Below are 9,608 nucleotides of genomic sequence, written 5' to 3'. Positions count from 1 at the left end.
ACTTTCTTTGCCGCGGCAAAGAAAGTAGGTGCCGCCCCGCACAGGGGCGACGCCCGCGCCGCGAGGCGCATCGCGGACGCCAGCGATAGCGGCAAAGCAAACCGCATTCGCGCATGCCAGCGATAGCGGCAAAACAAACCGGATGCCCGCGATAGCGGCAAAACACCCGTCTGGAAGACAAAAAATCATACGAATACAGCGCACACAAATTACGGGTTTCTCCCCCTAAATCCCCCCGCGAACGCGCCGTAAACCAATTCAGGCAATGCACCATCAGCCGCAGAAAGCACAGAGATAGCCAACCACCGCCGCACGCACCACCAAGCACAACCCCCAGCCGCTGCATAGCAAGAAACCCCACCATGACTCTCAACAAGAAACTAGCGTCGATGATCGCCATCTTGTGGATCGGCCTCGTCCTCATTGGCGCAGTCGGCGCGTGGCAAAACCGCTCGTCGATGATCGACGACCGCCGCGATCAGCTCACGTCGCTCGTCGAGCAGGCGAACTCGATCGTCAACCGCTACTACACGCTTTCGCAAGAGCACGCGATGTCGGAAGCCGATGCGAAAAAGCAGGCGCTCGATGCCCTCTCGGCGTTGCGCTACGGCACCGACGGCTATCTGTCCGTCAACGACTCGCAGCCCGTCATGCTGATGCATCCGTTCAAGCCGGCGCTCGTCGGCAAAAACCTGTCGGGCTTCACAGACCCGGCCGGCAACCATCTGTTCGTCGATATCGTCAATGCGGCAGCCCAGAGCAAGGGCGGCTTCGTCGACTACATGTGGTCCAAGCCCGGCAGCGATACGCCCGTTGCAAAGACCAGCTATGCGCTGCGTTTCGCGCCCTGGGACTGGGTGCTCGTCACGGGGATGTACATGGATGACGTGCAGAAAGCGTTCTACGCAGGCTTCGCGCGCTGGCTCGCCATCACCTTCGTGCTCGGCGCGATCGCGACGGCCGTGATGGTGCTCGTGCTGCGCAGCGTGAAGCGCACACTCGGCGGCGATCTCGAAGTGGCCGTCGAGGCGACGCAGCGCATCGCGCGCGGCGATCTCGCGACGCCCGTTCCCGTCGCCCATGACGACCGCGCGAGCCTGCTTTACGCGCTGCATACGATGCAGAAGAGTCTCGTCGATACCGTTTCGCGCGTGCGCGCAGGCACGGAGAACATCAACGTCGGCGCGAGCGAAATCGCGGCGGGCAACACCGATCTGTCGCAACGCACTGAAGAACAGGCGGCCGCGCTCGTGCAGACGGCATCGAGCATGGACGAGATGACCACCAACGTGAAGCAGAACGCCGAGAGCGCCGCGACGGCAGCGGGACTCGCAAGCCAGGCCGCCGACGTCGCGACCCGTGGCAGCCGTGTCGTCGACGACGTGGTCCGCACGATGGGCGACATCACGAACAGCTCGCGGCAGATCGGCGACATCATCGGCGTGATCGACGGTATCGCGTTTCAGACCAACATCCTCGCGCTGAACGCGGCCGTCGAAGCCGCACGCGCGGGCGAACAGGGCCGCGGCTTCGCGGTCGTCGCGGCGGAAGTGCGCAGCCTCGCGCAACGTTCGGCGACAGCCGCCAAGGAAATCAAGGCGCTGATCGAAACGTCGACGGGCAGCGTCGAGGAAGGCGCGGCGCTCGTGTCGAACGCCGGTTCGACGATGGGCGAGATCGTCGCGTCCGTGCGCCGCGTCAACGAGATCCTCGAGGAAATCAGCCATGCATCGCGCGAGCAGAGCGCGGGCATCGAGCAGGTGAACCGCGCCGTCGGCGAAATGGATCAGGTCACGCAACAGAACGCGGCGCTCGTCGAGCAGGCGGCGGCCGCCGCGCACTCGCTGAAGGACCAGGTCGGCGTGCTGCGCGAGGCGATTGCGAGCTTCGCGCTGCCCGCCTGATAGCCTTCCCCCTCTCTCCTTCCGCATGCGTCGGCGCGCAAGGTAACGCACGCCGCAACGCATGAGCCCGTGCAAAAAAAGGAGGCGCTCATCGAGCGCCTCGTCAACACGCCGCGTCGGAGACGACGCATAGGTTGAACGGGCAATTCCCCCCGCATTTTCAACGTTGCCTTCGTGCCGATGTGCGCCTCGCCACATTCGCCGCGCGTCGCTGCAACACCGCAGGCCGTCATGGTTGCGCCCGGAGCGCACAATCCTTTCGCGAAGCTCGCATTAAAATTACGTTCTTATTACAATCGGTTCCACGTTCACTGTGGCCCGGTTGTCCGAACGGCCGGCTTCGCCGTCATGATCCGCAAGAAAAATCACGATCCATACGCGCCCGTCGCTAAGAATCCCGTCCTCGTCGCGCGCCTGCCGATGTGGCGCTCGAAGCTGATCGTGATTCTCGTGTTCGCGGCCTTCGCTTCGCTGATCGCCCGCGCGTTCTGGGTGCAGATCGTCAATCAGGACTTCTACGTCGAACAGGGGCAAAAGCGCTATCAGCGGACCATCGAACTCGATGCGATGCGCGGACGCATCGTCGACCGGCATGGCGCGATGCTCGCCGTGAGTCTCGCGACGTATGAGATCTGGGCCTCGCCGAAACTGCTCGACGAGGCCGCGCACCCTCCCCTCGCAAAGCTGCTCGACATGCCGCTTTCCGACTTCGCGCATCGCGTGTCCGGCGACAAGAGCTTCGTGCTGCTCAAGCGTCAGGTCGATGCGCAAACGGCCGAGCATATCGAGAGGCTCAATCTCGCGGGCATCACGCGCATCGCTGATTCGAAGCGTTTCTATCCCGAAGGCGAGTCGGCGGCGCACGTGGTCGGCTTCACCGACATCGAGGACAACGGCCAGGAAGGCATCGAGCTCGCCGCGAACGAACTGCTCGCGGGCGAGCCCGGCGAGCGTGAAGTGATCCGCGACCGTCTTGGCCGCGTCGTGTCGGATACGCGCCCGCTCACGCCCGCGCAGCACGGCGCGACCGTCCATCTGACCATCGACCGCCGCATCCAGCAGCTCGCCTATGCGCAGCTCAAGGCCGCCGTCGCGAAGCACAGCGCGCAGGCGGGCAGCGTCGTCGTACTCGATGCGCGCAACGGCGAGATTCTCGCGCTCGCCAATTACCCGAGCTTCGATCCGAACGACCGCTCGCGCCTGACGGGCCGCCAGTTACGCAATCGCGCCGTCGTCGATACGTTCGAGCCGGGCTCGACGATCAAGCCGCTCGTCGTCGCGCTGTCGCTCGATCGCGGGCTCGTGCGGCCCGGCACGATGATCGACACGGCGCCGGGCTGGTACAAGATCGGCCCGAGCGTGATCCACGACACGTCGAATCACGGGCGCATGACGATCGCCGAGGCGCTGCAGAAGTCGAGCAATATCGCACTCGCGAAACTCGCGCTGAACCTGCCTGCCGAGACCATCTGGAACAAGTATCAGGAATATGGACTCGGACGCGCGCCCGAACTGACGTTCCCCGGCGTCGCCGCGGGCCGCGTGCGCCCGTTCGAGCGCTGGCGTCCCATCGAACAGGCGACGATGGCGTACGGCTACGGGCTGTCCGCGTCGCTGCTGCAGATCGCGCAGGTGTACACCGCCTATGCGGGCGACGGCACGCTGCACCCGGCCACGCTGCTGGCCGACCCGGAGCGCGCTGCGCCTGCCCACCAGCGCGTCACGACGCCCGCGACAGCGGCCGCGATCCGCTCGATGCTCGAAATGGCGACGGGCGCGGGCGGCACGGGGCGCGCGGCCAACGTCGATGGCTATCGCGTGGGCGGCAAGACGGGAACGGCGCGCAAGCAGGTCGGCGCGACGTATGCGAAGAACCGGTACCGGTCGCTGTTCGTCGGCATGGCGCCGATGAGCGATCCGCGCCTGATCGTCGCCGTGATGATCGACGATCCGGCAGGCCGCGCGTTCTATGGCGGCACCGTCGCGGGTCCCGTGTTCAGCGCGGTGACGGGCGGCTCGCTGCAACTGCTCGGCGTGCCGCCCGACGCCGCGCCTGCCGCTGCGCCAGCCCCGCCCGCTTCCGGCGCGGCGCACGCGCCCGACGTCTGACGCCGGCCGCTCATTGCGGCATGCCAGGGCCGGCAGCCACACCGGTTAGAAACGCGCGCGGCTTTGCGCAAGCACGCGTAAATCGCTGGCGACCTCGTCCATCACGGGCTGCCATTGCGCGAACTGCCGCTGCCGGTAGAGCGCCGCGGTCGGATACCACGGACTGTCGCGCCTGTCCGTCATCCACGTCCAGTACGGATTCACATCGAGCAGCACCCATGTGCGCTTTCCCAACGCGCCCGCGAGGTGCGCCGCCGACGTGCACACGCTGATCACCAGATCGAGCTCGCTGACGAACGCCGCCGTGTCGTCGAAATTGCGCCATTCGTGCGTGAAGTCGGTGATCGGCAAGCCGGCTGCGCGTGCCGCCTCGACGTCGGCCGTTGCGCCCGGCTGCAACGAATAGAACGCGACGCCTTCGAGTTCGCGAAACGCGTGCGCGTAGCGCTCGCAGCCCACGCGCCGGAAACGGTTGCGCCCATGCGCCAGACTGCCCGTCCATGCGAGTCCGACCTTCAGACGCGTCTCGCCCGCAAGGCGCGCGCGCCACGCGTCGCGCGCCGCCGGGTCGGCATGCAGATACGGCACCCCGGACGGAATCGTCTCGACGCGCGTGCCGAGCATCCACGGCGCACTCACGAGCGGCAGCTCGAAGTCGAATGCGGGCAGCGCTTCGACCGTGCAGGCCGGTGAATAAGCGTCGATGTGCTCGCCGAAGCTGCGCGGCAACAGCTCGCCCATCTGCGGAAACGAATTCCACACGAGCCGCCCGCCCTCGCGATGCACGCGCTGCGCGAGCAACGGAATGAAGCGGCAAAACTGCAATACGTCGCCCATGCCCTGCTCGCCCCATACGAGCAGCGTCTTGCCTGCCAGCGATTCGCCGCGCCACTGCGGCTTGCCGAACTCGGGACGGCCGCTCGTCAGCATGCTCGCGGGGTCGTTCCAGCGCGCTTCGTGCGCGGGCCAGCCATCGGCATAGCCGCCACGCAGCAGATGCAGCACGGCGAGGCTGGTGCGCAGCGAAGCGTTGGCGGGCGCGAGCTCGCATGCGCGCGTTGCGTGAACCAGCGCGTCGTCCCAGCGTTGCGACTCCTTGAGCGCCTGCGCGAGATTGCCTTGCGCAAGCGCGCTATTCGGATCGAGCTCGACGGCGCGCAGCGCGGCCGCCAGCGATCCATCGACGTCGAAGCAGGCGCGCCGCGCGCCCATCAGACTGATCCACGCGGCGAAATCCGCGGGATCGGCCGCGACGGCCGCTTCGAGCAATTGCCGTTCTTCGCCAGGATCGCCGCCCGTGCGATTCAGCGCGATCGCGAGATTCTTGCGCAATTGCGCAAACGCGGGGTCGATCGCGAGCGCGTGACGATAGGGCGCAAGCGCATCGCGATCGCGTCCCGCCATCTGTAGCGCGTAGCCGAGACGCACGCTCGCCGCCGCGCTTTGCGAGTCGAGGCGCGCGACGGTTTCGACGAGCGCAACGGCTTGCGCAAGATCCTGCTGCTCGATCAGTTGGACCATCAGCGCGTCGATCGAGCCGCTATCCGTCGGATGCAGATGGGCTGCCGCTTCGAGCCACAGCGCGCGGGCGCGCGCGTCGCCGTTCGACTGCGCGGCGGCGGCATGGCGAAGAAAGGTCAGAAAGTGGGCGATGAGCGGCGGCATGAATGCGAAACAAGAAAATGAACAGCAGTTGGACTGCGCGTTGCACGGCACACTCGCGGCATGCCGTTCGTGCATTGTCCGACGTGAGGTCGCGGCCACGCGTAAAGATTCGTCAATGACGGCGTCGATATCGGCGGGACGATGCGCGGCGGGACGACGCGAGACGGGACGATGCGCGACGCGGCGGCTCGCCGGCGCAACCTCGTGCCCGCCCTCGCGATAGCGCGCGTTTCACGGGCGCCGCGCAGAAAATCTCGCGCATCGCCAGCGAGCCCCGATGACAACTCCGCGAACGCCGCCTTTCACGCTGCTATCCGCCGATGACAGCAGCGAAAGCTACGCCACTCCATAACTTCACACCCGAGTGGTTCAATGCCGTCGCGTCGGCATAGCCGGCATGCGGCCCGTATCGCAGTGCGCCTCCCGACAAGGCCAACTGCGCGGGCTGCCATCTGTTGAAGCCGAGCCGCGACGGCCTGCCGCCGATGTTCACGGATTTCCAGTACGAAGCGCTCGGCGTGCCGCGCAACATGAAGCTCGCGCAGAACCATGATCCGCACTTCTTCGACATGGGCATCTGCGGCCCCTTCAGGACGGACCTGAAGGACCAGACGCAGTACTGCGGGATGTTCCTCACGCCGACGCTTCGCAATACAGCGACGCGCCACGCGTTCTTTCACAACGGCATCTACAGCAATCTCGACGACGTGATGGCGTTCTACAACGCGCGCAACACGGACCCCGCGCGCTTCTATCCGCGCGGCGCCGGTGGCAAGCTGGAGAAGTACGACGACATTCCGCCCGCCTGGCGCCGAACGTCAACGGAACGATGCACCGTTCGACCGCAAGTTCGGCGACCAGCCCGCGATGACCGATCAGGATATGCACGATATCGTCGCGTTCCTGCATACGCTGACGGACGGCTACGGCGAGCAGCACTGAAGCGCTGGCTCCAGAAAGACGCGTGCGGCACCCGTAAAAGCTGGGACCAGCGTCGTTGATGGTTCTTAAGGCCCGTTTAATTCTTTCCTGTGACCATGCGGCTCAACATCCCCTGTTGAGCCGCCTGAACATCGGCGGCATTTTTTTACGCGCCGGGGATGAGTCGGCTAAAGCGCCAACTCCCGTCGACTAGCCATGGGGCTGGCGTAATGCGCTAAAGCGCCGACTCCAGCCGCAGCGCATGGGACGCGAGTAAGGCGCCAAAGCGCCCACTCCAGCCGACTGGCCACGGGAGACACACGATGGTTGAAGACACGGTGTTCGAACATCTGCGCGCGCTGCACGGCGACGCCCGCACGCTGACGATCCGCAGCTGTACCGTTTCGCCGCCGATGCAGCACCCGTGGGGACGTTCGTACCGGCTCGTCGAGTGGACCTTCAGGCACGACGTTGAATCCTTCCGGCGCGTCGTGCCTGCCGAGAGCACGCCTCGCCAGATTGCCGAAGCCGTGATGTCGCACGTGCCGGGTCGGCGCTTCTGCCAGCCTGGCGGATAGATTGCGCGCCACACAGCGCAAGCCGCTCGATCCGCGGGCCGCGGGCGTCGTGCGCCTGATTGCCGTTTTTCATCGCACAGTCCTCCAGGCAGCCATCGCGGGCCGCGCTTGCGCGGGCGGGAACACATTCCACGATCCGTCGTCGTGACGGAAGAAGAAGATCGACAGCAGACCGCCGGGACGCATCGCCTCGACGCACACGCAGCGGCGATGCATCTGCGTGCGGCAGAAGCGCACCACGCGCGCCGGCATCGCGGGCGTCGGCGCAAGCCATTTATCGACGGCCCAGCGCAAGGTTTTTTCGGTCGTGTTCATGGTGTGGTCTCCTTCGCTTTCCCGCTTGCTTCCGTTAGTTCGACTGCATCTTCAATTGCAGGTCTCATGCTGCGTTAACAACGCCAAAGCCTGTTTTCATCCGGTTGGCGACAAATGCGCTGACGAGGCACAGCAGCGCGTGAAAACCGGTGCGCGGATGCGTGAGGCAGGCATGAACCTGTTCGCTGCGGCTTTCGCCGAGCAGGCACCACGCGCAGAAGTGCTCGCAGTTGTTCGTCAGCAGGCGATAGTGGTTTTCGCCGATGCGCGAGCGTGCGCGCAGCACGGTTTCTTCGCCGGAATACTTCGGGAACGGATGCGGACGCACGGCGACGGCGTGACCGTCGGCGAACTGCTCGAGTGCAACTTCTTCGACGGGGCCGCGATGCGCGGACTTTGCGAAACCTGCGTAGTGAATGACCTTGCCGCGACCGACATAAATGCCATGATGTTCATAGCCGCGGCGTTGCGTGATCAGATGTGCGCCGAGAGCAGGTTCGTCGCTAGAACCGAGCGCGACATCAGCCGATGCATACGCAGCCGCGCGGTTCGCGCTTTGTTCACTGCTCGTTTGTTGAAGGTTGCGGTTCATGGCTTCGCCCGGTTTCCGATTCAAAAGGCCAACACTGTTGCAGGCTCTTTTGCATCATCTGGACCAGGCAAGCTAAACCGTTGATTCAACTATATATTTGGCAAATTGAAGGCACCTTGCGGGCGGACTGTGTCTGAACACTTCCAACAGAAAATCGGGCCGTTGTGTTGCACCCGTCCCATCACTTTCGGCCTGCCGCCGCACGACGAGGCTGAAGCAAAAGTGTTGGCTCGCCCACCTTTTGCGCGCGCGCGTTGTTGGTCAGCCGCCAACGTCCGGGACTGCGGCGCGCCGCGCCGTATCGAGGCATTCGCGGCGACGCCGCGCCCACCAACGAAGTGCGCGCATGCGCACGTTGCGCTTCCAGATTGGCATGGCACTTGCGAGTTAGTGCGCATCCTCTATTTGCCTGCGGCCTCGCGAACGACGCCCAACCAGGAGACACGTCATGGCATCCCTCACCATCAAGGACCTTCCGCACAACCTCGCGCTCGATCGCAAAGCAATGTCCGCTATCAGCGGCGGCGGCGGCGCGCCGTGGGTGTTCGGCTGGATCACCCCGTATGTGGCCGCCACGCCGAGCGTGGGACCTGTCGTGAACCTGTACGACATCACGAACAACTTCTATGCTAACCAGATGATCAACCAGTTCCAGACGGTTGACGTTCGCAACACAGGCAACAACTCGAACATCAACGTGTCTCCTGACGCAACCAGCGTAAATCGGGCTTAGATGCCGTGACCTGCAACAGCCAATTCCGGTGGGCGTCGGCCGCGCGCTCCGACACGGGACGCGTGCGCGAAATCAACGAAGATGCCTGCCTCGATCAACCTCAACGCGGACGCTGGGCCGTGGCCGACGGCATGGGCGGACACGATGTCGGCGATGTCGCGAGCAAGCTCGTCGTCGAAATGCTCGGCCAGTTGCCTGATTCCGCCGGCATCAAGCATTGCATCGCCGACGCGCGCGAGCGTCTCCAACAGGCAAACCGTCAATTGCGCGAAGAAGCCGTGCGCAGACAGGTGCAGCGCATCGGCACGACGGTCGTCGTGCTGCTCGCTTGCGACCGCTTCTGCGGCTATCTGTGGGCGGGCGACAGCCGCATCTATCTGCTGCGTCAAGGCCAGTTACGCCAGTTGACGCGTGATCACAGCCAGGTGGAAGAGCTTCGGCAGTCCGGCTATCTGACGGAAGAAGAAGCGCGCAATCATCCCGCGCATCACATCATCACGCGCGCGGTCGGCGCAACCGATCTTCTCGATCTGGACGAAGATGCGATCGAAGTCGCGGACGGAGATGTGTTCCTGCTATGCAGCGACGGATTGAGCAACGAAGTGACAGACGAAGAAATCCATCAGACGCTCGCCAATTTCGATTGTCTGCACGCACCCGACGAACTCGTCGAGATCGCGCTCGCGCGCGGCGGACGCGACAACATCACGGCCGTCGTCGTGCAGGCGGAAGACCCGCACGCATCCGACAAGACGCTGCTGAACCCGTCGCCTTGAACCGTTCTGAATTGG

At 64.7% G+C, this 9,608-nt stretch carries 9 protein-coding genes and 1 pseudogene; 6 read left to right on the top strand and 4 right to left on the bottom strand.

Features of this window, described 5'->3' with window-relative positions; all coding sequences use genetic code 11:
• Window positions 1-400, bottom strand: a 400-nt coding sequence (locus J8I87_RS37255; protein WP_209937362.1) for a hypothetical protein, incomplete at its 3' end; no start/stop codon positions are given.
• On the opposite strand from J8I87_RS37255, the gene J8I87_RS37250 reads away from it, so the two are divergent.
• Window positions 363-1,904 carry a methyl-accepting chemotaxis protein gene (locus tag J8I87_RS37250; RefSeq protein ID WP_209937360.1) on the top strand — a complete coding sequence of 514 codons (1,542 nt, stop codon included), beginning with the start codon at window positions 363-365 and terminating at the stop codon, window positions 1,902-1,904. The genes J8I87_RS37255 and J8I87_RS37250 overlap by 38 nt on opposite strands.
• 348 nt (window positions 1,905-2,252) lie before the next feature.
• Window positions 2,253-4,013 carry a peptidoglycan D,D-transpeptidase FtsI family protein gene (locus J8I87_RS37245; protein WP_209937359.1) on the top strand — a complete coding sequence of 587 codons (1,761 nt, stop codon included), beginning with the start codon at window positions 2,253-2,255 and terminating at the stop codon, window positions 4,011-4,013.
• Window positions 4,014-4,058: 45 nt separating this feature from the next.
• On the opposite strand, the gene J8I87_RS37240 is transcribed toward J8I87_RS37245, so the two are convergent.
• Window positions 4,059-5,678: a hypothetical protein gene (locus tag J8I87_RS37240; protein WP_209937358.1), complete on the bottom strand. Its 1,620-nt coding sequence runs from the start codon at window positions 5,676-5,678 to the stop codon at window positions 4,059-4,061.
• Between the two features lie 422 nt (window positions 5,679-6,100).
• Here J8I87_RS37240 and J8I87_RS37235 point away from each other — a divergent pair.
• Together J8I87_RS37235 and J8I87_RS37230 are read left to right on the top strand one after the other, a co-directional pair.
• A pseudogene (locus J8I87_RS37235) lies at window positions 6,101-6,620 on the top strand (cytochrome-c peroxidase); the annotation flags it as partial.
• Between the two features lie 302 nt (window positions 6,621-6,922).
• Window positions 6,923-7,177 carry a DUF2866 domain-containing protein gene (locus J8I87_RS37230; protein WP_209937357.1) on the top strand — a complete coding sequence of 85 codons (255 nt, stop codon included), beginning with the start codon at window positions 6,923-6,925 and terminating at the stop codon, window positions 7,175-7,177.
• A gap of 69 nt (window positions 7,178-7,246) precedes the next feature.
• Here J8I87_RS37230 and J8I87_RS37225 read toward each other — a convergent pair whose 3' ends face one another.
• Window positions 7,247-7,492, bottom strand: a complete 246-nt coding sequence (locus J8I87_RS37225) for a hypothetical protein (RefSeq protein ID WP_209937355.1) — start codon at window positions 7,490-7,492, stop codon at window positions 7,247-7,249.
• Window positions 7,493-7,556: 64 nt separating this feature from the next.
• Window positions 7,557-8,084, bottom strand: coding sequence for a lecithin retinol acyltransferase family protein (locus J8I87_RS37220; protein WP_209937354.1), 528 nt, complete (start codon window positions 8,082-8,084; stop codon window positions 7,557-7,559).
• Between the two features lie 448 nt (window positions 8,085-8,532).
• Here J8I87_RS37220 and J8I87_RS37215 point away from each other — a divergent pair, with 448 nt between their 5' ends.
• Window positions 8,533-8,817 (top strand): hypothetical protein, encoded by a 285-nt coding sequence (locus tag J8I87_RS37215; RefSeq protein ID WP_209937353.1) that lies wholly within the window; start codon window positions 8,533-8,535, stop codon window positions 8,815-8,817.
• Between the two features lie 5 nt (window positions 8,818-8,822).
• Complete coding sequence (locus tag J8I87_RS37210; RefSeq protein WP_209937352.1) at window positions 8,823-9,593, top strand: protein phosphatase 2C domain-containing protein; 771 nt, start codon at window positions 8,823-8,825, stop codon at window positions 9,591-9,593.
• Window positions 9,594-9,608: the final 15 nt, after the last annotated feature.

It is taken from the genome of Paraburkholderia sp. LEh10 (genome assembly GCF_017814945.1).
In the GTDB taxonomy this organism is placed as follows: domain Bacteria; phylum Pseudomonadota; class Gammaproteobacteria; order Burkholderiales; family Burkholderiaceae; genus Paraburkholderia.
This window is presented reverse-complemented; position numbering and strand designations above follow the sequence as displayed.

What these genes read in the sequence shown, in the direction of transcription:
- J8I87_RS37245 (WP_209937359.1), top strand. Translation starts at nt 2,253, where the DNA reads ATGATCCGCAAGAAAAATCACGATCCATACGCGCCCGTCGCTAAGAAT.
- J8I87_RS37230 (WP_209937357.1), top strand. Translation starts at nt 6,923, where the DNA reads ATGGTTGAAGACACGGTGTTCGAACATCTGCGCGCGCTGCACGGCGAC.
- J8I87_RS37250 (WP_209937360.1), top strand. Translation starts at nt 363, where the DNA reads ATGACTCTCAACAAGAAACTAGCGTCGATGATCGCCATCTTGTGGATC.
- J8I87_RS37215 (WP_209937353.1), top strand. Translation starts at nt 8,533, where the DNA reads ATGGCATCCCTCACCATCAAGGACCTTCCGCACAACCTCGCGCTCGAT.
- J8I87_RS37225 (WP_209937355.1), bottom strand. Translation starts at nt 7,492, where the DNA reads ATGAACACGACCGAAAAAACCTTGCGCTGGGCCGTCGATAAATGGCTT.
- J8I87_RS37220 (WP_209937354.1), bottom strand. Translation starts at nt 8,084, where the DNA reads ATGAACCGCAACCTTCAACAAACGAGCAGTGAACAAAGCGCGAACCGC.
- J8I87_RS37240 (WP_209937358.1), bottom strand. Translation starts at nt 5,678, where the DNA reads ATGCCGCCGCTCATCGCCCACTTTCTGACCTTTCTTCGCCATGCCGCC.